Annotated in this window: 19 protein-coding genes; 7 read left to right on the plus strand and 12 right to left on the minus strand. The window is 73.1% G+C overall.

Annotated elements, in window-relative coordinates:
- Positions 1-29: 29 nt before the first annotated feature.
- The 6 genes from OG207_RS32970 to OG207_RS32995 form a co-directional block, all read right to left on the minus strand.
- Positions 30-851 carry an aminoglycoside N(3)-acetyltransferase gene (locus tag OG207_RS32970; protein WP_402697240.1) on the minus strand — a complete coding sequence of 274 codons (822 nt, stop codon included), beginning with the start codon at positions 849-851 and terminating at the stop codon, positions 30-32.
- Entirely contained in the window at positions 848-3,100 is a 2,253-nt protein-coding gene (gene fxsBH / locus OG207_RS32975; RefSeq protein WP_329103585.1) for a radical SAM/SPASM protein FxsBH, inactivated beta-hydroxylase extension form, read from the minus strand. Before fxsBH ends, OG207_RS32970 begins: the two co-directional genes overlap by 4 nt.
- A 28-nt stretch (positions 3,101-3,128) precedes the next feature.
- Positions 3,129-3,293, minus strand: a complete 165-nt coding sequence (fxsA, locus tag OG207_RS32980) for an FxSxx-COOH cyclophane-containing RiPP peptide (protein ID WP_094744751.1) — start codon at positions 3,291-3,293, stop codon at positions 3,129-3,131.
- Between the two features lie 238 nt (positions 3,294-3,531).
- The gene (locus OG207_RS32985; RefSeq protein WP_329103588.1) at positions 3,532-3,807 is read right to left on the minus strand and encodes a hypothetical protein; all 276 of its coding nucleotides are present in this window, start codon (positions 3,805-3,807) and stop codon (positions 3,532-3,534) included.
- Between the two features lie 143 nt (positions 3,808-3,950).
- Complete coding sequence (locus OG207_RS32990) at positions 3,951-4,853, minus strand: alpha/beta fold hydrolase (protein ID WP_329103590.1); 903 nt, start codon at positions 4,851-4,853, stop codon at positions 3,951-3,953.
- Between the two features lie 314 nt (positions 4,854-5,167).
- Entirely contained in the window at positions 5,168-5,770 is a 603-nt protein-coding gene (locus OG207_RS32995; protein ID WP_329103592.1) for a TetR/AcrR family transcriptional regulator, read from the minus strand.
- Positions 5,771-5,913: 143 nt separating this feature from the next.
- Here OG207_RS32995 and OG207_RS33000 point away from each other — a divergent pair, with 143 nt between their 5' ends.
- The 3 genes from OG207_RS33000 (at position 5,914) to OG207_RS33010 (ending at position 9,485) form a co-directional block, all read left to right on the plus strand.
- Positions 5,914-7,305, plus strand: coding sequence for a purine-cytosine permease family protein (locus tag OG207_RS33000; protein ID WP_329103594.1), 1,392 nt, complete (start codon positions 5,914-5,916; stop codon positions 7,303-7,305).
- Positions 7,306-7,337: 32 nt separating this feature from the next.
- Complete coding sequence (locus OG207_RS33005; RefSeq protein WP_329103596.1) at positions 7,338-8,996, plus strand: amidohydrolase; 1,659 nt, start codon at positions 7,338-7,340, stop codon at positions 8,994-8,996.
- A 75-nt stretch (positions 8,997-9,071) separates the two neighbouring features.
- A complete protein-coding gene (locus OG207_RS33010; protein ID WP_329103598.1) occupies positions 9,072-9,485 on the plus strand; it encodes a hypothetical protein in 414 nt (137 codons plus the stop codon).
- On the opposite strand, the gene OG207_RS33015 is transcribed toward OG207_RS33010, so the two are convergent.
- Positions 9,482-10,666, minus strand: a complete 1,185-nt coding sequence (locus OG207_RS33015) for an AAA family ATPase (RefSeq protein WP_329103600.1) — start codon at positions 10,664-10,666, stop codon at positions 9,482-9,484. The two genes, OG207_RS33010 and OG207_RS33015, sit on opposite strands and share 4 nt — an antisense overlap.
- Before the next feature lie 882 nt (positions 10,667-11,548).
- Here OG207_RS33015 and OG207_RS33020 point away from each other — a divergent pair.
- From OG207_RS33020 to OG207_RS33030, 3 genes are all read left to right on the plus strand, one after another.
- Complete coding sequence (locus tag OG207_RS33020) at positions 11,549-15,085, plus strand: DNA polymerase III subunit alpha (RefSeq protein ID WP_329103602.1); 3,537 nt, start codon at positions 11,549-11,551, stop codon at positions 15,083-15,085.
- A complete protein-coding gene (locus OG207_RS33025) occupies positions 15,082-16,119 on the plus strand; it encodes a DinB/UmuC family translesion DNA polymerase (RefSeq protein WP_402696439.1) in 1,038 nt (345 codons plus the stop codon). Before OG207_RS33020 ends, OG207_RS33025 begins: the two co-directional genes overlap by 4 nt.
- A gap of 180 nt (positions 16,120-16,299) precedes the next feature.
- Positions 16,300-17,160 (plus strand): esterase/lipase family protein, encoded by an 861-nt coding sequence (locus OG207_RS33030; RefSeq protein ID WP_329103604.1) that lies wholly within the window; start codon positions 16,300-16,302, stop codon positions 17,158-17,160.
- A gap of 31 nt (positions 17,161-17,191) precedes the next feature.
- Here OG207_RS33030 and OG207_RS33035 read toward each other — a convergent pair whose 3' ends face one another.
- From OG207_RS33035 to OG207_RS33050, 4 genes are all read right to left on the minus strand, one after another.
- Positions 17,192-18,289 (minus strand): lytic polysaccharide monooxygenase auxiliary activity family 9 protein, encoded by a 1,098-nt coding sequence (locus tag OG207_RS33035; RefSeq protein WP_329103606.1) that lies wholly within the window; start codon positions 18,287-18,289, stop codon positions 17,192-17,194.
- Positions 18,290-18,486: 197 nt separating this feature from the next.
- Positions 18,487-19,143: a histone deacetylase gene (locus OG207_RS33040; protein WP_443072780.1), complete on the minus strand. Its 657-nt coding sequence runs from the start codon at positions 19,141-19,143 to the stop codon at positions 18,487-18,489.
- Positions 19,144-19,319: 176 nt separating this feature from the next.
- Positions 19,320-19,802, minus strand: a complete 483-nt coding sequence (locus OG207_RS33045) for a DUF402 domain-containing protein (protein WP_329103609.1) — start codon at positions 19,800-19,802, stop codon at positions 19,320-19,322.
- Positions 19,799-20,740, minus strand: coding sequence for a GNAT family N-acetyltransferase (locus OG207_RS33050; protein WP_329103611.1), 942 nt, complete (start codon positions 20,738-20,740; stop codon positions 19,799-19,801). The genes OG207_RS33045 and OG207_RS33050 overlap by 4 nt, the downstream gene beginning before the upstream one ends.
- Positions 20,741-20,811: 71 nt before the next feature.
- Here OG207_RS33050 and OG207_RS33055 point away from each other — a divergent pair, with 71 nt between their 5' ends.
- Positions 20,812-21,201 (plus strand): GntR family transcriptional regulator, encoded by a 390-nt coding sequence (locus OG207_RS33055; RefSeq protein WP_329103614.1) that lies wholly within the window; start codon positions 20,812-20,814, stop codon positions 21,199-21,201.
- A gap of 116 nt (positions 21,202-21,317) precedes the next feature.
- Here OG207_RS33055 and OG207_RS33060 read toward each other — a convergent pair whose 3' ends face one another.
- Positions 21,318-22,415, minus strand: a complete 1,098-nt coding sequence (locus OG207_RS33060; protein WP_329103616.1) for a DUF5925 domain-containing protein — start codon at positions 22,413-22,415, stop codon at positions 21,318-21,320.
- Between the last annotated feature and the right edge of the window lie 7 nt (positions 22,416-22,422).

The raw sequence follows: 22,422 nt of genomic DNA on the forward strand, positions 1-22,422 counted from the left end.
TTCGCCGCATCCCCTCATCGTTCAGTCAATCAGCGTCTGTTTTCGGTCATCCAGTCAAGGGCGTGATCGACGGCCTCCGGGAGGGAGAAGAGCATGGTCGACGCACCTCCCACCCGCCCCCTGCGCACCCGTGAATCCGGGAACGCGTCACCGATCTCCGCGAAATCGCCGTCGTCCAGTGCGACGTCCTCGTATGCGGTCCACTCCCCCTCCTGCCGGTGTCTTTGCGACCCCGGAAGGTTCACCTTCACCACACACTCGTACATGCGCAAGGGGGGCTTCGGAATTCGGTACTCCGCGAGATGGAAAGCGGTACAGACCGAAAACCCCACATTGATCATGAGTACCTGCCCGCCCTCCCAGCACAACTTTCCCAGGGGTGACTCTTCCCCCAGATGGCTTTCGAGGCGGTGCCCCGAGCACAGCCGTTCCGCGTCCGCCCCGAGGGCCGCGAACGAGGTCTGCGGATGGGCGCTGCGAGCGGCTCCCGGCGCGGTGCGGACGGCCTCGGCCAAGGAACCCATGCCCTGGCTCGGGGTGCTCGCCGGGTCGAAGGGGGACATCCGCTCGCGGAAGTCCCGCACCCCGGCCCCGTCCAGGCCGCGGATCCGCTCCAGGTGGGCCGTGGAGGTCTTGGAGTTCTCCGGGGTGAACGCCGGGACGACCAGGGTGCCGCGCGGCCCGAGGACGCCCGTCAGGGCGTCGCGCAGCAGTTCCGCGCGCAGCCCGGTCCCACCGAGGGAACAGTGCACCAGGAGCCGCATGCCGGGGCGGACCCCGGCCAGCCGCAACTGCACGGCGAGCTGGAGCCTGCCGGGCGTGGGGGACGGCGCCGGGGCGGGCGCGGTCACGCGTCGACCGTCTTCAGTTCGTAGCGGAGCTCCGCGACCAGGCCCTTTCCGGTGACGGTCAGCTCGGCCGCCTCCGAGAGCCGGTCCAGGGCCCGGTGGATCCGCTCCGAGCCGCCCGGCTCGGGCGTCGCCGTGGCCCGCCGGTACGCCTCCACCGCCACCCGCTCGTGCACGTCCGCCAGCAGCCGGGACACCGGTACCGGCCGCTCCCGCCACGGCGAGGGGTGCTGCCACTCGCCGTCCAGCGCGTACAGGTCGGCCACCTCGGTCAGCGCCCGCAGCCTGGTCCGCCGCCGCCCGGTCAGCAGCGCCAGCGCGGTCTCCCGCACCCCCGCCGCGTACGGCACCCCGAGCGCCCCCGGCCCGTGCCGCCCGGCCTCGCCCCAGCCGCCCGACCGCGGGCCGCCCGCGAGCGGGGTCAGCGTGGTCAGCCCGGTGGCCGCCGCCCGGGCGAACTCCGGCACCGCCTTGTGCAGCAGTGCCCACGCCCGGTCCAGCCTGCCCCGCCACTCCTCGGCCTCCCCGGCGCCGAGGCGGAGCCTGGGCGGGCGCGGGAAGCAGTTGCGGTAGGGGTCGAGGTCCTCCAGGGCCACCGGGGCCGCGTCCGGCCCGGGCGACCAGGTGCGTACCGGCTGCCAGCGGGCGTCCCCCGCCGCGGGCCCGAAGCGGTGCTCGGCGCGGCCGTCCCGTACGGCGTACCCCTCGTCGGTGACGTGCAGCGCGGCCCGGCCCTCCGTGCCTGGCTCCCCGAGCCGCAGCAACCCCAGCGTCGGCAGGTACACCTCGCCGTCCCGGTAGGCCACCTCGGCCGGCAGGTCCAGCCCGCCGCGGAGCACGGCCGCCGCGGCCAGCGCGGTGAGCCGGCGCGCCGCCTCCGGGGCGTCCTGCGTGCCGTCGCGGGCGGCGTCCAGGGCCGCCAGCACCCAGGTCCGGGTGAAGGGGTGGTCCAGTACGGCGTCCAGCGCGTCCGTGCCCGCTTCCCCGGCCCGCTCCACGGCGGCCAGCAACTCCCAGGCGTGCGCCCAGTTGGGGTCGGCGGCGAGGTCCGCGTGCAGCCGGGCCAGCAGGATCCGGGTCAGTTCCTCCTGGGACCGGGCGAGTTCGGCCGGGTCGGTGAGCTGCGGCGCGGTTTCCCGCGGTGCCGTGCGACCCTCGACCCCGTCCACGAGCTCGCGCAGGTCGGTGCAGTAGACGGAGGGGTTGTCGAAGCCGTTCCGGTCGCGGTAGCGGTGGGTGTAGAGCCCGCCGCCGCACGAACGTACGACGGGGCACCGGCGGCACGACTCGCTGACGCCCGCCAGGCCCAGCTGCCGGGCACGGACCCCGGGATGGGCCGCGACCTGGTCGAGCGCGTGGTCGAAGACGTTGAAGCCGGTTGCCGCGGCCCCCTCGAAGGCGCTCTTGAGGGAGTCCACCTGCTCCAGGGTCCCGTCGGTCTCGACGACGACGAGGTCGGTGGGCGCGAGGCCGAGCGACTCGGTGAGGCTGGGGCCCCCGCGCAGGGTGGAGAGCAGGGACTCGAAGAGCCGTACGGGCACCGGGCGCCCCAGCCGGTCCCAGTGGTCGAAGATCCGCAGCAGCCAGCGCGCGTACGCGTCGGGGGCGCCGTCGGGCCGGGCCGGGGGCGTCTCCCAGGTGGCGTGGGGGAGGAGGAAGTCGACCCGTGGGGGCTCCAGTTCGACCAGCGCGTCCAGCACGGCGACGGGGTCGTTGGCCACGTCCACGGTGCAGAGCAGGCCTTGGTAGAGGTGGCGGTACGGCTCGGAGCGGAGCAGTGCGACGGCGGCCAGGACCAGTGGGTGGCTCGTGCGGCCGTCGGCGAAGCGGCGGTGACGGTCGTTGGCGGCGCGGTCCCCGTCGAGGGAGATGCCGACCCGGACGCCGTATTCGTCGAAGAGGTCGAGGTAACGGGAGCTGAGTTGGAGCCCGTTGGTGTGGATCCGCAGGTCGAGGGGGGCGATCCCGCTGAGCGCCCGGGTGAACTCCTCGCATACGAGGCGGAGTCGGGCCGGGCCCGCCAACAGGGGTTCCCCTCCATGGAGAATCACCGTGACGGAGGGGAGTGCATGGTCACGGGCATGTTCGGCGAGCCTGGACGCGGTATGCGAAATAACCTCGGGGGAGATCACTTTCGGCCGGGCCTGCCAGCTCTGATCTGCGTGTTCATAGACGTAGCAATGATCACAAGCAAGATCGCACCTGCTGTGAACTTTTAGGACGATCTCGCGAAATGCGATCAGGCCGGTCATTCCACCAGTCTAGAGCGCGGAGTTCGGGTCAGAGAGCGGAGTTGAAGATCGGTGCCTGAACCGGACGAGCAGATTCGGCCGGCAGCACGCGACCGAGCGTCGTCGCCGCGGAAGCGGTGTGGACGTCGATCTTGCCGAGCGGGACCCGGTGGGCCTTGACCGAGCTGGTCGCGGGGGATGCTGAAGTGTTCACGGCACCGTCCTTGGGGAAGCCATGTGGAATGGACATGTGAATGACAACGGCTACATGCTGCTGTCAAGCAGGGACTTTACTAGGACAGCCCCCCTTGGCAACACGAGACATGACGCCTGGTCAAGACTTCCATGCAATGCGTGGCGGATTTCTCAAGAGGGCGGATTCGGCCGTTTGCCGCAAGGAAAGATCCTTTTCATCGGTGGGGGTCTCGGCGGTGGCCCCGTCCGGACCGGACCTACTCCGGCCGCACTGCCCTGACCTGGTGCGATGCGAGGGCGTGTCCCGTCGGCCGGGAGTCGGACTCGGCCGCCGCGGAACCGCCACCGCCGAACAACAGGAAGAGCGCGGTGATCACCGCGGCGGCGGCGCCGATCGCGCCGACGAGGTCCCCCTTGGCAGCGGCTCCGGCGGCGGCTCCGGCGACGGCCCTGGTGTGCTGGTGGACGGCGTAGCCGACGAGGAGCCCGACGGCGAGGACGGGCAGGCTGACGTGGTCGATGTGCAGGGTCATGGGGCGGCCTCCACGGCTCGTGGGGCCCGTCGAGTGGTGGCGGGCCCGGAGGCGTGGAACTGACGAGTGCGGGCGCCGCCCCCAACTGCAAGTAATGACTGTCCACTTGGGAACGGTTCAAGCCCGAATAATCTCAACGACCCTTACGCGGGCTGCTGTTCGTGGAGATCCGGTGTCGGGAGGTCGCGCAGGAGCCAGTTCAGCACGTCGGGCAGCGCGCGCAGGGAGGCGAAGTGCGCGGCGGCGGGAACGATGTTGGTCGTGGCTCCGGGGATGCGTCGGGCCAGCCAGCGGGAGTGGCCCACGGGGGAGAACACGTCGAGCTCGCCGTGCCAGATCAGTACCGGACAGCGGATGTCGGCCGGGTCGAAGCCCCAGGGGCGGCTGAAGGCCAGGACGTCGTCGATCCATCCGTACGCCGAATGGCGCAGTCCCTCACGGTAGTTCCGCAGGAGCATCGACCGCAGGCCGGCGTCCGAGACGATCATGCGGTCGTTTTCGGTCAGCTCCCGGCGCAGTTCGTCCAGCAACCGGCCGGGGTCCTTGCGGATGCCGTCGGCGCGCGGGATCAGCCGGGCAGCCAGCTCCTCGGGGTCGGCGGTGGCGGTGGTGTACTCCCGCACGTTCGACGCGGCCATCCCGGCGAACCAGTCCAGGTCCTCCGCGTCCCGGGGGGCGAGGCCGACCATCCCCGCGGTCCGGGTGACCCGGTCCGGGAGGAGGGCGGCGCAGGCCAGTGCCCCGGCGGCGCCACCGGAGCGGCCGGCGACCGCGAAGGTGTCCAGGTCGAGGGCGTCGGCGATGGTGGCCACGTCCTGAGCCACGTCCGCGACGGTGCGGCCCACGTGGCGGTCGGAGCCGCCGTAGCCGGGTCTGTCGTAGGCGATGAGCTGCATCCGACGCTGGTAGAGGATCATGCCCCGGGGGGCCGGGCCGAGGCGGCTGCCGGGCATGCCGTGCAGCAGGAAGACGGGCTTGCCGTCGGGATCGCCCCAGCGCTCCACGGTCAGAGCGCGCCCGTCCGCTGTGCGCACCTGATTGCGCACGCGCTCCCTCCTTCACGATCGGTGTGGGTCGTCACCGCGATTGTGCGCGCTGGGGGAGGAGTGCGGTAGGGCGCACTTACAGCGGAATTCTTGTGAATGCCTTCACGAGCCCGAGAAGGCCTTTGTTCCTCTTGCATATGCCCTGGTCAAGGGGGCGTGCTGTAGGGGTGAACGGGCGTGAACGGGCGTGAACGGACGCCCGATCGCTACGAAAGGCCTTTTTGGCGCGGCGGCTTCCGCTTTTGGTCGCCCAATTGACGGAAAAGGGAGTTCCTGAACCCGTCGGTGCGAGAAGCGCCGGTCGGGCCCCCGTCTCAGGTGCGGGGCACGAGCAGGGCCGCCGCCGAGCGGGCCTGCTCCAGGGCGCGGGCGCGGTCCGCGCCGCGCTGCCCCAGGACGACCCGGGTGCTCAGGCCGTCCAGCAGGGCGAGCAGCTCCGAGGCCCGTGCGGGCACGTCCATGGGCGCGAAGCGGCCCTGGTCCACACCCTTGGTCAGCAGGGCCTCCAGGTCCCGCTGCCAGCTGTCGTCGATCTCCTCCTGGGCGGCCTTCAGCGGCTGGTTGGAGGCGGTGCGGGCCCATAGCTCGATCCACAGGGTCCAGCGCGGGTCGCGGGGACCCTCGGGGAGGTAGAGCTCCAGGAACTGGTCCAGCTTGCGCACCGCCGTCACCCTGCGGCCCAGCAGCGCCCGGCGCTCCCCGGTGAGCTGGTCCTCGCTCCAGCGCAGGGCCTCCAGCAGGAGCCGGTCCTTGCTGCCGAAGTAGTACAGGATGTGGCCCCCGCTGGTGCCGAGGCGCTCGGCCAGCGCGGACATGGTGAGCGCGGCCAGTCCGTCCTCGGCGATGGCCGCCATGGCCTCTTCCAGCATCCGCTCCTGGGCGATCTGCCCGTCGCGCCGCCGCGCCGCTCCCGCCACCGCTCCCGCTCCCGCCCTCCGGATCTTCCTGGTCCGACCTTATCCCGGACAGGGGCTTGACGGGGTCGACGTCCACCCCTCATCTTGAATGCCATTCAAGAAGTTAGAACGTCATTCAAGATCGTTCAAGGTCAGGGGTCCTCATGGGGCAGCAGGAGACAATCGACGTCGACGAGGTGTTCCGGGTCGAAACGCACGGGATCGACCCGATTCCGGACGCCGAACGCCACGGCAGCGCCAAGGACCTCTTCTGGCTCTGGTTCGGCTCCAACCTCACCTTCACCTACGTGATCAACGGCGCCCTCGCCGTCGCATTCGGGCTCTCCTTCTGGCAAGCCACCGCCGTGGTCGTGATCGGCGGACTCTCCTTCTTCGCCATCAGCGCCGCCGGACTCAGCGGCATCCGCACCGGCACCGCCACCCTGGTCATCTCCCGCGCCACGTTCGGAGTGCGCGGCAACTTCCCGGCCGGCGTCCTCAACTGGGTGGTGAGCATCGGCTACACCATCGTCAACACCGTGGTGGGCACCCTCGCGCTGGAAGTCTTCTTCGCCGAGATCGGCTGGCAGGGCGGCACCGCCGGCCGCGCCGTCGCCCTCCTGGTCACCCTCGCGCTGACCTTCGCCGTCGCCATGTGGGGCCACGCCACCGTGCAGTTCGCCGAACGCTGGATGGCCTACGTCCTCGCCGCCGGCTTCGGCGTCCTGCTCCTCTTCGTCCTCCCCGGCGCCGACACCGCCGCCCCGGCCGCCGCCCCCGGGCTCTCCGGCTGGAGCCTCGCCTTCGTGGTCATGCTCGCCGGCCCCTTCTCGTACCTGCCGATGCCCGCCGACTACACCCGCTACCTGCCCCGGACCACCTCGCTGAAGTCCATCACCTGGATGGGCGCCCTCGGCGGCTTCCTCTCCTCGGTGGCCCTCGGCGTCGCGGGCGTCGCCGCCGCCACCCAGACCGACATGACCGACGCGGTCGCCGGCGCCGAGAGCCTGCTGCCCGGCTGGTTCCAGCCGCTGTTCCTGGCCCTCGTACTCGGCGGCTCGGTCACCAACTCGATCATCACGCTCTACTCCTCCAGCCTGAACCTCCAGGTCCTCGGCATCCCGTGGAGCCGTGCCCGGGCCATCGTCATCAGCGCGGCCGTCACCGCCGCCGGCTCGCTCGCCGCGCTCTTCCTCACCGACTTCACCACCTCCCTCCTCTCCTTCCTCTCCCTGCTGATCATCGTGTTCGCCCCCTGGGGCGGTGTCTTCCTCGCCGACATGCTGCTGCGCCGCTGCCACTACGACGCCGAGGCGCTGCACGCCGGCAGCACGGGCGCCTACTGGTACCGCTCCGGCTACCACCCCGCCGGCATCACCGCCCTGCTCGCCGGAATGACCTTCGCCGCCCTGACCTGCGACTCCGAGCTGTGGACCGGGCCGCTGGTCGCCCCGCTCGGCGGCGCCGACCTCACCCTGCTCGGCTCGGTCGTCTCCGGACTCACCTACTGGGCCCTCACCCGCCGCCGGGTCGCGGCCTACGCCCCGGCCGCCTGAACGACACCGCACACGCAAGGGAGCACCCCCACATGACGCGCCACCCCTTCCCCGCCGACCTGCTGCTCACCGGAGCCCGGATCCACACCGTCGACCCCGACCTGCCCGAGGCCGAGGCCCTCGCCGTCCACGACGGGCACATCGTCTGGGTCGGCCCGGACGCGGGAGCCGCCGCCTGGGCCGGACCGAACACCCGGCGGATCGACGCCGGCGGAAAGCTCGTCCTGCCCGGCTTCATCGACGCCCACAACCACGTCCGGCTCGGCTCCGACGCGGACTGCGTCCAACTCGCCGGGGTGCGCACCCTGGAGGGCATCCACGAGCGGATCCTGGCCTGGCGGCGGGCCAACCCGGACGCCGGCTGGATCGAGGCCGAGGCCTTCGACTACTCCGCCGTTCCGGGCGGGCGGATGCCGTGCGCCGCCGACCTGGACCCGGTCACCGGCGACATTCCGGCGATCGTGCTCTCCTACGACGTGCACACGGCCTGGCTGAACACGGCGGCCATGCGACGGCTCGGGGTCTCGCGGGACCGCACCGACCTCCCCTTCGGCACGGCGGCGGTGGACCCGGAGACCGGCGAACCCACCGGATTCGTCAAGGACTTCGCCATCAAGGGGCTCTCCCGCGACGGCCACCGGGCCCTGCGCGAGCTGGGCGTGCCGTGGGCCTCGCCGGACCGCCAGTACGGGCGGCTCGCCAAGAGCCTCGACGACGCCATCGGCTTCGGCATCACCACGGTGGTCGAGCCGCAGAACTCCCTCGACGACCTCGAACTCTTCGAACGGGCCCGCTCCGAAGGGCGGTTGCGCTCACGGATCGTCGCGGCGCTGTTCCACCCGCGCGGTACCGGCGACGCCGATCTGGACGAATTCGCCGACGCGGCCCGGCGGTTCGCCGGGGACCGGCTGCGGGTCGGCCCGCTCAAGCTGTACATCGACGACGTGGTGGAACCCCGTACGGCCGCCCTGTTGGAGCCGTACGCCGGATGCGGCGCGCACCGGGGCGAGACCTTCTACCCGGCGGAGGAGTTCGCGGACCTGCTGGCGAAGCTGGACGCCCGCGGCTTCCAGTGCTTCGTGCACGCGACCGGCGACCGGGGCATCCGGACCGTCCTGGACGCGGTGGAGCACGCGCGGACCCTGAACGGCCCGCGCGACGCCCGCCACCAGGTGGTCCACGTGGAGTGCCTGGACCCGGCGGACGTGCCGCGCTTCGCCGAGCTCGGCGTGATCGCGTGCATGCAGCCGAGGCACTGCGCGCCGGAGATCGCGGGCCCCGGCCAGGACTGGGCGGAGAACGTGGGCGAGGACCGCTGGCACAAGGCCTGGCCGATGCGGAGCCTGCACGAGGCGGGGGCGGTGCTGGCGTTCTCCAGCGACTGGAACGTGGCGGAGATGGACCCGATGGTCGGCATCTACACGGCGGTGACGCGCCGCCCGCTGTCCGGCGACGGCCCGGCCTGGCAGCCGGCCGAGACGGTGGACGCGGCGACGGCCGTGTACGGCTACACGATGGGCTCGGCCCACGCCAACTTCCTCGAGCAGGAACGCGGTTCCCTCACCGTGGGCAAGGTCGCGGACTTCGTGGTCCTGTCCCGGGACATCCTCACCGTCCCGGCGGACGAGATCCCGGGCACGGTCGCCGAGACGGTCGTGGTGGCGGGCGAGGTGGTCCACCAGGTGGCCTGAACCTCCTCCTTGATCCGCCAACGTTCCGTAGGGTGAGCGCACTTGGGGCGGTTCGCCCCTGAGGGGGCGGGGGGCATGGGCGTACTCGGTGTGGTGGTCATGGTGCTCGGAGCGCTGCTGGGGGGCACCTTGGCGCGCAGGACGGTCGCCCGGCGGGCGGAGGCCCGGACGGCGGCCGCCGCGGGCGCCGCCGTCGCCGTCCCCTGCCAGGCGCGCTGGCGGCAGGGGGTCCGGCGGCGGTTCTTCGGCTACGGAAAGCTGCGGACCGGCGCGGACGGCACGGGCGCGGTCTTCGCGGCCCCCCTGCGCCGGGCGGTCGTGCTGCCCGTGGGTGGCCGCGCGGCCGTCCGCGAGAGCTGGCGGCCCGGCATGCGGGTGCTGGAATACCGGGCTCCGGACGGGCGGCGGATCGACTTCCAGGTCTACGACGCCGAGGCGGCCCGCACGGCCCGCCTGCTGGGCGTCCCGGACCCGGCGGACCTCGGCTAGCGCTTGGGCCAGTACCAGAGCGGCTCGTCCAGGGGGCCCTCACGGCCCGCGACCTCCGTCCGGCCGAACTCCTTGACCAGGGTGATCGTCCGCAGGTCCACCCGGTGCCGGCGGCTCCCGGTGGCCAGGGCCTCGGCGAGGGGGTCCGCGTGGGTGACCACCACGGTCTGGGTGTCCCGGCTCACCGTGAGGATCAGGTCCGCGAGCGGGGCCAGCAGGTCCGGGTGGAGGCTGGTCTCCGGCTCGTTGAGGACCATCAGGGCGGGCGGCCGCGGGGTCAGCAGGGCCGCCGTCCAGAGCAGGTAGCGCAGGGTGCCGTCGGACAGTTCGGCCGCGCCCAGCGGGCGCAGCAGACCGTGCTGGTGGAGCTCCAGCTCGAAGCGGCCGTCGCGGTCGGTGACGGAGACCCGGCTGCCGGGGAAGGCCGCGGAGACCGCCTCGTCCAGTGCCGCGCGGTCGCCGATCTCGCGGATGGTCTGGAGCGCGGCGGGCAGGTCGGAGCCGTCGGCGGCGAGCACCGGCGTACGGGTGCCGATCCGCGAGGTCCGGGCGGGTGCCCCGGCGTCGGTGCGGACGTGGTCGTAGAACCGCCAGGAACGGATCAGCTCGCGCAGGGCGAGGAGGTCCGGAGCCAGCTGGGGGTCGGCGAGCTCGCTGAGCATGGAGTCGTACGGCCGCAGGGCGTTCTGGGTACGGTGCCAGCCGCCGTCCGCGGTGCGGGTCCGTACGGCCGGCCCCGCGCGGTCGGACAGCAGGGCCGCCGGGCGCAGTACCGGCCCGGCCCAGGTGCACTCGCGCTTGATCTCCGGGTCCAGGGCGAAGAGGGAGCCCGCCACCGGTACGGGATGCCCGAAGTCCACCGCGTAGCCGAACTCGTCGCCCGAGAAGCCCAGGCGCAGGCTGACCGGCTCGCTGCGGACCGTGCCCTGGAGCGGCTGCCGGCCTTCGCGCACGGCGCGGGCGAGCTTCTCCGGCCCGGCCCACAGGGTGGAGGGCAGCCCGCCCTCCCGGGCCAGAGCCGCGATCGCCCCGCCCCGGGCGGAGTCGGCGAGCAGGCGCAGCGAGCGGTAGAGGCTGGACTTGCCGGTTCCGTTCGCACCCGTCACGACGGTGAGCCGTCCCAGCGGGACGACCAGTTTGCGCAGCGAGCGGTAGTTCTCGACGGCTAGCGTGGTGATCATGCGACGACCGTATCGGTGTGCGGTGTGACCGGCGGTCGGCTCGGCGGTGTGCCCTGCGGGCGGCTCGGGGGATTTGCAGTTCGGTGGCACGTTCCCTCGTGCCGTGGTGGTTCGCCTCAATCGCCGGCGGGGCTTTGATGGGTGGGGCGGTGCCCCGCAGGAGGGTCTCCTCGGCTCGCGCCAGGCGGCCGTGGTTCTGCCGTTCGGCCTGGGTTGCGCGCTCGTCCTGCGGGGACCCTCCTCCGTGTCCCCGCCCCACGGCACGGCTCCGACAGCGACGACCCGTCCCCGGAGCGTGGGAGAACCCGTGGGCGTGTGCCGCCAACGTGTGACTGACCGCCTTCTCGATGAGCCTGCACCGCCAGGGGAAGCGGCGTGTTGCCCGGTGGGCCTGCACCGCCAACGGGGGAATGGCCCCCTTCCCCCACGGGCCTGTGGCGCCAACAGGTCGGTGGGGGGCTGGCTTCCTTGTGGGTTTGTGCGGCTGAGGGGAGGGGGGACGTGGTGGGGTGTCCCCGCAGGACGAGGCGCTACCACCGAGCACAGCCGAGACGTGCCCGCACGCGCCGAGCCGAGGAGACACCCCACCACGGCCCCCCGGACCGACCCGTGCCGACAAACCCGCCGCATCGAGCCCCGCTCACCCACTGTGGCGCGGGCCCGCATTTTCAGCCTCGCCGGCGTTTGAGGCGCGGGTCCGGGCAGCGCCCGGCACGGATCCGGACCCGCCGCACAAAGCCGAGCCGCCCGCAGGGCAACGGTGCGGGTCCGGACTCGCCGCACACCGCCGAGCAAGCCCGCAGGGCAATCGCACGGATATTCGAATTGCTCTATGGTGGAGACCGGGGGAGGTGTTCATTCGAGCGAAGCAGGAGGCCGCGGGTGCCCGGTTTTACGCATCTGCACACCGTTTCGGGGTTCTCCGTGCGCTACGGAGGCGCACACCCGCAGCGGCTGGCAGAGCGCGCCGCCGAGCGGGGCATGGACGCCCTGGCCCTGACCGATCGCGACACCCTCGCGGGCGCGGTCCGGTTCGCGAAGGCGTGTGCGCAGGCGGGCGTCCGGCCGTTGTTCGGAGTGGACATGGCGGTTCCGCCCGCGCCGGGCCCGGTCGGGTCGGGGGGTCCGACCGGGCCCGGCGAGGCCTCGTACCGGCGGCGCACCCCCGTCAAGGGCGGGGCCTTCGTCGACGAGTCCGCCGCGCGCGCCGTCTTCCTGGCACGGGACGGGGCCGCCGGCTGGGCCGAGCTGTGCCGGATGGTCACCGCCGCCCACGCGGGGGGCGCCGAGGTTCCGCTGGTGCCCTGGGAGGCCCTGCGCGGGGAGGGCGTCTTCGTCCTGCTCGGGCCCGGCTCCGAGGTGGGGCGGGCCCTCGCCGCGGGCCGCCCCGATCGGGCCGCCCGGCTGCTCGCGCCGTGGCGGGAGGTCTACGGCGACTCCCTGCGCCTGGAGGCCGTCCACCACGGCCGCACCGGTACCGGGCCCGGCTCGCTCCGGCTGGCCGCCCGTACCGTCGGCTTCGCCGCCGAGCAGGGTGTGCCGGCCGTGCTGACCAACGCCGTCCGCTACGCCGACCCCGGCCAGGGCCCGGTCGCCGACATCCTCGACGCGGCCCGCCGGCTGGTCCCCATCGACCCGCGCAACCCGGCGTACCCGCTCGACAGCGGCGAGCGCTGGCTCAAGGGACCTGCCGCCATGGCCGAGGCCGCCGACCGGATCGCGCAGGCGGCCGGCCTGCGCCCCGCCGACGCCAGGCGCCTGCTCGCGGAGACCCGGCGCACCGCCGAGGCCTGTTCCGTGGACCCCGAGGACGACCTCGGCATGGGTTCCGTCCACTTCCCCGAGGCCCGGCTCGTCGGCGCGGCCCGCCGCAGCGCCCAGCGGGTCCTCACCTCCCGGGCCTCGGCGGGCATGGTGGTGCGCGGCTACGCGGGCGACCGCGCGTACTGGGAGCGGATGCACCAAGAGCTCGACGTCATCGCCTACCACGGCTTCGCCTCGTACTTCCTGACGGTCGCTCAAGTGGTGGACGACGTGAGGGAGATGGGGATTCGGGTGGCCGCCCGGGGGTCCGGCGCGGGTTCCCTCGTCAACCACCTGCTCGGGATCGCGCACGCCGACCCCGTCGCCCACGGCCTGCTGATGGAGCGGTTCCTCTCCAAGCGGCGGCGCGTCCTGCCCGACATCGACATCGACGTGGAGTCCGCCCGCCGGCTGGAGGTGTACCGGCGGATCATGGACCGGTTCGGCACCGAGCGCGTCGCCACCGTCTCCATGCCCGAGACCTACCGGGTTCGGCACGCCATCCGCGACGTCGGCGCCGCCCTGTCCATGGACCCGGCCGTCACCGATCGGCTCGCCAAGGCCTTCCCCCACATCAGGGCCCGCGACGCCCGTGCCGCGCTGGAGGAACTCCCCGAGCTGCGCGACGTACGGGGGGAGTCGTACGGGCGGCTGTGGGAGCTCGTGGAATCGCTGGACGCGCTGCCGCGCGGGATCGCCATGCACCCGTGCGGGGTGCTGCTCTCCGACGCCTCGCTGCTCGCCCGTACGCCGGTGGTGCCCACCAGCGGCGAGGGCTTCCCCATGTCCCAGTTCGACAAGGACGACGTGGAGGAGCTCGGGCTGCTCAAGCTGGACGTGCTGGGCGTGCGGATGCAGTCCGCGATGGCCCACGCGGTCGCGGAGATCCGGCGCGGCACGGGGCGGGAGCTCGACCTGGACGACCCGGCGCAGGTGCCGCCGGGCGACCGGACCACGTACGAGCTGATCCGCTCGGCCGAGACCCTGGGCTGCTTCCAGATCGAATCGCCGGGCCAGCGGGACCTGGTGGGGCGGCTGCAGCCGGCCACCTTCCACGACCTGGTCGTCGACATCTCGCTGTTCCGGCCGGGGCCGGTGGCCGCCGACATGGTGCGGCCCTTCATCGAGGCCCGGCACGGGCGGGCCCCGGTCCGCTTCCCGCACCCGGACCTGGCCGACGCGCTGCGCGAGACGTACGGGGTGGTGGTCTTCCACGAGCAGATCATCGAGATCGTGCACGTCATGACCGGTTGCGGGCGGGACGAGGCGGACCGGGTGCGGCGCGGGCTGTCCGACCCGCAGTCGCAGCCGCGGATCAAGGTCTGGTTCGCGGCGAAGGCCGCCGAGCGCGGCTATCCGGTGGAGGTGATCGGCCGGACCTGGGAGATCGTGGAGGCCTTCGGGTCGTACGGCTTCTGCAAGGCGCACGCGGTGGCCTTCGCCGTGCCCACGTACCAGTCGGCTTGGCTGAAGGCGCACCACCCGGCGGCCTTCTACGCCGGGTTGCTCACCCACGACCCGGGGATGTACCCGAAACGGCTGTTGCTGGCGGACGCGCGGCGGCGGGGCGTGCCGGTGCTGCCGCTGGACGTGAACCGGTCGGCGGCCGCCCATCATATCGAACTGGTGTCCGATGACGGGGTGTGGGGGCTACGGCTCGGGCTGTCCGACGTCCACGGCATCAGCGGGGCCGAGGCGGACCGGATCGAGGCGGGGCAGCCGTACGCCTCCCTGCGCGACTTCTGGGACCGGGCGCACCCGGGCCGCCCGGTCGCCGAACGGCTCGCACAGGTCGGGGCGTTGGACGCCTTCGGCGCCAACCGGCGGGACCTGCTGCTGCACGTGTCCGAACTGCACGGCGCACAGCGGGCCGCAGGCGTGCGCGGTCCTCAACTCCCCCTGGGGGGCGGCAGGTCCACGGCTACCGTCGGACTGCCCGACCTGACCGAGGCGGAACGGCTCAGCGCCGAACTGGGCGTCCTCGGCATGGACGCCTCGCGGCACCTGATGGGGGACCACCACGCCTTCCTGGCGGAGTTGGGGGTGATTCCGGCGCGTCGGCTGCGGGACACCGAGCACGGGCAGACCGTGCTGGTCGCAGGGGCCAAGGCGGCCACCCAGACCCCGCCGATCCGCTCCGGGAAGCGGGTCATCTTCACGACGCTGGACGACGGGACGGGCCTGGTCGACCTGGCCTTCTTCGACGACAGCCACGAACGCTGCGCGCACACCGTCTTCCACTCCTTCCTGCTGCTGGTGCGGGGCGTCGTGCAGCGGCGGGGCCCGCAGAGCCTGAGCGTGGTCGGGGCGGCGGCGTGGAACCTGGCCGAGCTGGTGGAGCTGCGGGCGGCGGGCGGCCTGGACGCGGTCGCGGCCCGCCTCGCCGAACCGGCCGGCAATGCCTCCGGCAATTCCTCCGGCGACGGCATTGGCGACGGCTTTGGCGACGGCTTTGGCGACGGGGCCGACGGGAAGCCGGCGGCGAAGGGGCCCGGCCGCACGATCCGCATGTCCACGGGGTACGAGATGAACCCCTGGGCCGACCTCCAGCCGCCGGGCACCGGCCCCGCGACCGGCCGCAAGCTGTGGCACTCCAGCCCGGGGAGCGCGGGATGACCGCCGGGGCGGCCGGAACCGCCGCGCCCGCCGCCGAGCGGGTCGTGATGTGCCTGCGCCCGTACCCCGCCGACGGGGGCCCGCTCGGGGCGCGGGAGTACGCCGGGGTGCTCGCACTGCTCGGGGGCATCACCCCGGCCGTGCAGGCCCTGGCGCCCGATGCCGTCCTCGCCGAAGTCCGGGGCGCACTGCGCTACTTCGACTGCGACGCGACCCGGCTGGCCGCCGTGATCCGGGTCCGGGCCCTCGCCCTGTACGGCGTGGACGCCGCCGTCGGGGTGGCCGGCAACCCCATGCTGGCCCGGGCGGCGGCCCGCGAGGCCCGGCCCGGGCAGACCCTGGTGATCCCCGGGGAGCCCGCCGCCGTACGGGAGTTCCTGGCGGGCAAGCCCGTCACCGCCCTCGACGGGGTCGGGCCGAAGGCCGCCCGCACCCTGTGCTCCTACGGCCTCGATTCCGTCGGCCGGATCGCCGCCGCCCCGCCCGCCGCCCTACGGCGGATCCTCGGCGCCCGGCTCGGCCGCGAGGTGCACGAGCGCGCCCTCGGGATCGACCGGACCCCCGTCCGGCCGGGAGCTGCCGCCCGCGCCGTCACCGCCGAGCGGCTCTTCGATCTGGACGAGCTGGATCCCGTACGGCACCGGCGGGCGCTGCTCTCGCTGACGGAGGAGCTCGGCGCGAAGCTTCGTACACAGGAACGGGGTCGGGGTCAGGTCTGCCGCGCCCTCTCGCTCACCGTCCGCTGTGCCGACCGCACCACGCTCACCCGGACGCGCACCCTGGCCGAGCCCACCGCGCACTCGGCCGCCCTGACCGCCGCGGCCTACGCCCTCTACGCGGGCCTCGGCCTCCAGCGGGCCCGGGTCCGCGCGCTGTCCCTGCGCGCCGAGGACCTGACCTCGGCGGAACGGGCCGCGCGGCAGCTCAGCCTCGACCCCGAGGACGAGAAGGCCCGACGCCTGGAGGCCGTCACGGACCGGGTCCGCGCGCGCTTCGGGCCGCACGCGATCGCCCGCGGCACGCTGGCCGCCTGACGGTCCGTCCGGCGCCGTACCGGCAGTCGCCCGGGCGACGCGCGAGTTTTTACTGACGCGTAACTTCCCTGTATTGCTACTCGCCCGTAATTTAGCGGCAGCAGCTCCCCCTTGTGATCCGGATCACGGGACGAACCCCCACGCTCATCCCCCTGAGTCGACCCGCGAGGAGATCACCCGATGCTGCCCTGGAGACGTCTGCTCCGCCCACTCGCCGTCCTCGTCCTCACCGCCGCCGCACTCGTCGCCCCCACCGGCGCAGCGCAGGCCGCGGCCGCCCCCAGCAGCGGCTGGAACAACTGGTCGTGCAAGCCGTCCGCCGCGCACCCGCGCCCCGTCGTGCTCGTGCACGGCACCTTCGGCAACTCCTGGGACAACTGGCTCGGCCTCGCCCCGTACCTCGTGCACCGCGGGTACTGCGTCTACTCGCTCGACTACGGTCAGCTGCCCGGCGTGCCCCTCTTCAACGGGCTCGGCCCCATCGACAAGTCCGCCGGACAGCTCGACGTCTTCGTCGACCGGGTCCTCGCCGCCACCGGCTCCGCCAAGACCGACATCATCGGGCACTCGCAGGGCGGCATGATGCCGCGCTACTACCTGAAGTTCCTCGGCGGCGCGGAGAAGGTCAACGCGCTGGTCGGGCTCGCCCCCGACAACCACGGCACCACCCTGCTCGGATTCACCAAGCTCCTGCCCTACTTCCCCGGGGCCGAGGACCTGATCAGCACCGCGACCCCGGGCCTCGCCGACCAGATCGCCGGATCCGCCTTCCTGCAGAAGCTGAACGCGGGCGGGGACACCGTGCCCGGGGTGAAGTACACGGTGATCGCGACCAAGTACGACGAGGTGGTGACGCCGTACCGGAGCGGCTTCCTGGAGGGGACGAACGTACGCAACGTCGTGCTCCAGGACCTGTGCTTCCTGGACCTCTCGGAGCACGTCGCCATCGGCCTCACCGACCGGATCGCCTGGCACGAGGCGGTCAACGCCCTCGACCCGGCCAACGCCGAACGGACCACCTGCGCCTCCGTCTTCGACTGACGGGGCGCAGGCGGTCCGGCACGGACGGGGCCTAGCGGCCGTGGCGGCCCGTCGTCGTACGCGCGGTGCGGCGGCGGGCGGCTGCGAACAGCGCGGCCGCGCCGACGGCCAGGGCGGCGGCCCCGGCGATCGCGATCGTCGGGGTGGCGCTGTTGCCGCCCGTCTCCGCGAGGTTGTCCTTGGCCGGGGCCGGCGAGGGGGAGCCGGCCGCGATCGGGACGGCGGCGGAATCCTTCGTGCCGTTCGTCTTCGGGTCGTTGTTGCCGTGGCCGTTGTGCTCCACCGTGGACTTGCCGGCGCCGTCGGAGATCTGCTGGTCGGTCGGGGCCGAGGGCTTGTCCGCCGGCTTGTCGGACGGCTTGTCGCCGGGCTTGCCGCTCGGCTTGGCACCCGTACCCGTACCGGTGCCGGTGGTCGGAGCGGTACCGGAGCCGCCGCCGTTGCCGTTCCCGCCGTTCCCGCCGCCCGTGCCCCCGTTGTCCTTGCCGAAGACCACGTCCGAGCAGGTGTAGAAGGCCTCCGGGCTGTCGGAGCGCTGCCAGACGCTGTAGATGAGGTGGCGGCCCGACTTGTTCGGGACGGTCCCGGAGAAGACGTACTCACCGTTCTGCATGCCCGGGTCGGTGGCCTTCGCGAACGGTGCGGGCTCCAGGTCGGACCAGGCCAGGGGCTTGGAAGGGTCGTAGCCGTCCTTCGTCACGTACAGCTCGAAGGAGCCCTTGTGCGGGGCCGTGCCCTTGTAGCGGAAGGTGTGCGCGCCGGCGGTCATCGGGCTGGCCGGCCAGTCGCCACGGGCCAGGTCCAGTCCGCGGTACTTGTCGTTGCCGGCCGAGCAGAGCTTCCCGTTCGGGATCAGCGACCGGTGGTTGCCGGCGGCGTTGGCGATGTTCACCGCGTTCCAGTCGTAGAACGGCTGCGTCCCGGCGGCCGCGACCGCCGCCTTGCACGCCGCCGACTTCGCAGACTCCGGTCCCTCGGCGTAGCACGCGGCCACCCGGCTGACCGGGTCCGTCATCGAGCCGTGGGCGACCGCGGGAGCCGCCGCGTACGCGGCCAGCGCGAGCGGGGCCAGGGCGGCGGAGGTGATACGCGTCAGCGTGACGGCGGTGCGGCGGCGGCGTGCGGGCATGGGTGATCTCCTTCGGGCACAAGGCAGGGGCGTGCCGGCGGAATCGGGCTCCGCGGTGCGCCGCCCCCCGGCGGCGCGACAACGGGCCCTTCCTGTCCTGGCCCGGCCAAGCTAGCCGCCCCGACCACGCCTTTTGCCCCCTCGAGCCCGCCGCAGCGGATCCTTAGGGCCCCCTTAAGCCGGGGACAAGCGCCGCCTCAGGAAAGGAGGTCTCTCACCTGTGCGGGCGTCCAGTTGCCGGCGGCGCCGGGGCAGGACGCGAGGTAGCCGGCGATGTCCTGCTCCTCCCAAGGGCCGGACTCCAGGAGGCCGGAGGCCAGGTAGCGCAGGTAGGCGCCCGACGGGTTGAGCACCTCGACGTCCTGGAGGCTCCACGGCGCGGTGAAGGTCAGCAGGGGGATTCCCTCGATCGTGCCCGGGCAGATCAGGGTCTCGTACCGCCCCGGGCCCAGCTTGTCACGGCCGTCCCGTAGGGCCGCCGTCAGGTCCAGGTCCGCCCCCGGCTCCGCGTACATCTCCTGGGCGGCGATGTCGGACATCTGGCCCACCGTCACCAGGTGCGCCCGTCCGCGCGTGCGCCCGGGGGCCGTGGGGTCGTAGAACGCCCGGCCCCCCGTCCACACCGGAGACTCCGTGGCGAAGTACAGGCGGCCTTCCAGCTCGACCGCGATCGAGCGTTCGGGCGCCCTGTGGTCCCGGCAGCCCGGGTACGTGCGTGCCGCGCCCGGCGGGGTCCCGCCGGCGATGTACGTGGCGAGGCGGTCCATGTGCATGTTGGACCCGTAGGAGGCGTACCAGACCCTCTCGAGCACGGGGATCGCCCCGACGAGCGGGGTGGCGGTGTGGACGGACACGCTCAGCTCCTCGCAGCCGGGGGTAGGGGATCGGGGATCCGGAATCTCCCCTGTCATATGCCTATCGGGTCGCTGGGGCCCGTGCGTATGGTGTGGCCCCGGACCATCCCGGGCCCGGCGCCCTCCCGGCTCCCCACGGGAGGGCCGCCGCGCGCCCCGCCTCCCGCCTCACCGGACTACGGGAGGAGCGCGGAAAGGCCGGCCGCGGACCGGGCCTGGTCGTCCAGCGCGTCGAGGGCCCGTACGGCCTGGGCCGCGGCCTCCGGGTCGCTCTCGGCGAGCCCGCTCTCGGCGAACTCGTCCTCGTCCAGCCGCAGCACGGAGCTCCCGTCCGCCGAGACCCATAGGTCGAGGTCCAGGTCCTCCACGAGGATCTCCCCGCTCTGCACCAGAGCCGGGCGCGTGACGTCGCAGTACCAGCCCTTGAGGTCACCGCCAGCGGTCCACACCTCCTTGACCGCGTACCAGCGGGTCCGCCAGAAGTGCTCGACGAACACGTCGCCCGGCTCGAAGCGCACGAAGCCGAAGTCCCGTACGCCCTCCGCCGCCCAGGGGGCGCGCACCGAGATCCGGTCGCCGTCGTCGGCGACCTGCGCCGCCGGGTAGCGGATCTTGGTCCGTCCGGCCTTGGTCAGGACGACGGTCAGCTGTGCGGTCACGGGGTCTCCAGCTTCTTCGTGTAGCGCGTCTCGGTCGCGCAGATCTCGTAGCCGAACCAATCGTTGATGGCGAGCATCGGGTCGTTGCCCGCGTCGTTGCCGGTGAATGCCTCGGTGTACCCGGCCGCGCGGGCCCGGTGCAGGGAGGCCGTCTTGGCGAGCTTGGCCAGCCCCCGGCCGCGGAAGGCGCGCAGGGTGCCGGTCATCGCCGAGGCGTAGCGGGTGGCGCCGTCGGTCTGCGCCGCGGTGAAGGAGGCCACGACGCCGTCGACCAGGGCGACGGTGGTCAACTCCTTGTCGAGGGTCGGGCTGTTCCAGGTGTGCGCGAGCCAGTCCTCGTAGTCGTCGAACTCCACCGCGACATCGCTCGGTTCGTCGGAGGTGGTCTCGGCGTCAGCCTCGAACAGTGGCCGCGGGTCGGCCGCGAAGGCGGAGCCGGGGCGCAGTTCGACCCCGGCCGGAAGGTCCCGCGGAAGCTCGGGCAGCGTGGCCGCCGCCAGGTCCAGGCGCAGGAAGTGCGCCGACCGGCTGGGGAGGTACCCGCGCCGCTCGGCGAAGGCGCGCGGGGCGGGCTCGTCGAGCACCCAGGCGAACACGTCCACCGCGTCCCGCGCGGCGAGGTGCTCCTCGGCGGTGCGGAGCAGGAGGGCGCCGGCGCCGAGGCCGCGGTGGGCGGGATCGACATAGACGTTGACGTACGACTGGCCGGGCTCGGGGCTGTCGTACGCGATGCCGACCTGGGCGGCGCCGATCACCCGGCCGTCCGCGGTCTCGGCGACGAGGATCCGGTGGTGTTTCGCCGGGTGGGCGGAGGAGAGCTCGAAGGCCACGCTCTCAGCGGTGATGATCATGAACGGCAGGGCGGCGCGACGTACGCGCGCGACGGAGCCCGCGTCCGAGGGATCGCCGGGGCGGAGATCACGGATCGATACGGTCATGGGGCAGACGCTACGTGCGCCTTCGCGACGGGCGCCTCCCAATTAACCGCCGATGAGGGACAATCACCCGCGTGACCTCGACAAACCTGAAGATCACCATCGACGGCTCGGCCGGGTCGGCCGCCCCGTACGAACAACTGCGCGCGCAGATCGCCGACCGGGCCCGGTCGGGGAAGCTCCCGGCGGGCTTCAAACTGCCGACGGTACGGGGCCTCGCAGAGGAGCTGGGGCTGGCTGCCAACACGGTTGCGAAGGCGTACCGGGCGCTGGAGGCGGATGCGGTGATCGAGACGCGGGGCCGGAACGGGACCTTCATCGCGGCCGCCGGGGACGCGGTGTCCCGCGAGGCGGCCGCGGCGGCCCAGCTGTACGCGGACCGCGTCCGCCGGCTCGGCCTGACCCAGGCCGAGGCCCTGGACGCGGTTGCTGATGCCCTCCGGGCCAGGTACGCCGTGAAGTGACCGGCCCGCGGGCCGGCTGCCGGGGGCTCCGCCCCCCCGGGACCCCCGCGCCTCAAACGCCGGCGGGGCTGGATCTTGTCCCCGTCGCAGGTGGCAAGGGCGCGCACCGCCGGAGGCTAGAGGTACAACCCGGCCTCCGGGGCGTGCGGCTGTGGCGGCAGGATCGCCGCCGGGCCCGTGCCGCGGCGCAGGGCGAACAGCTCCGCCAGGCTGGCGCCCTCGCGGGAGACGCCATCGTCCGTGCCCAGCCAGTCCACCGCCTCCCGATGGGTCAGCCGGCCGACCTCGATGCGGGCCAGGCAGCGCCCCGGGCGGACCACCGCCGGGTGGAGCCGCTCCAGGTCCTCGTTGGTGGTGACCCCCACCAGGACGTTGCGGCCCTGTCCCAGCAGTCCGTCCGTCAGGTTCAGCAGCCGGGACAGCGCCTGCCCGGCCGTGTGGCGGGCCTCGCCCCGGATCAGTTCGTCGCAGTCCTCCAGCAGCAGCAGCCGCCAGCGGCCCTTCGCCGTGCCCTCGTCCTCGCCGATCGCGATGTCCATCAGGTAGCCCACGTCGTTGAACAGCCGCTCCGGGTCCAGGACGCAGTCCACCTGGCACCAGTCGCGCCAGGACCGGGCCAGCGTGCGCAGCGCGGAGGTCTTGCCCGTGCCGGGCGGCCCGTGCAGCAACAGCAGCCGGCCCGCGATGTCGTCCGGGGTCACCTTCATCAGCCGGTCCATCGCCCCGGCCACCGGCGCGGTGTAGTTGGGCCGCACCTCCGCCCAGGTGCCGGCCGCGATCTGGCGGGTCGTCCGGTACGGGCCGCGGCGCGGGGAGACGTACCAGAAGCCCATCGTGACGTTCTCGGGCTGGGGTTCGGGCTCGTCCTGCACGCCTTCCGTGGCCCGGCCGAGCACGCCGGCGGCGAGTTCGTCGCTGACCGCCGTCACGGTGACGTCCGCGCCCCGGCTCCAGCGCGAGACGAGCACGGTCCAGCCCTCGCCCTCGGCGAGGGTGGCGCTGCGGTCGCTGTCGCGCGCCGAGCGCAACACCGTGGCCCCCGGCGGCAGGAGCGTGGCCTCCGCCTTGACCCGCTCGATCGACACGCTGTGCGAGTACGGCTGCTCGCCGGACGCGAACCGGCCGAGGAAGAGCGCATCGACGACGTCCGACGGCGAGTCGCTGTCGTCGACGTTGAGCCGGATCGGCAGCGCGTCCTGCGGGTTGGCTGACATGGCGCCC

This window comes from Streptomyces sp. NBC_01439, from assembly GCF_036227605.1.
In the GTDB taxonomy this organism is placed as follows: domain Bacteria; phylum Actinomycetota; class Actinomycetes; order Streptomycetales; family Streptomycetaceae; genus Streptomyces.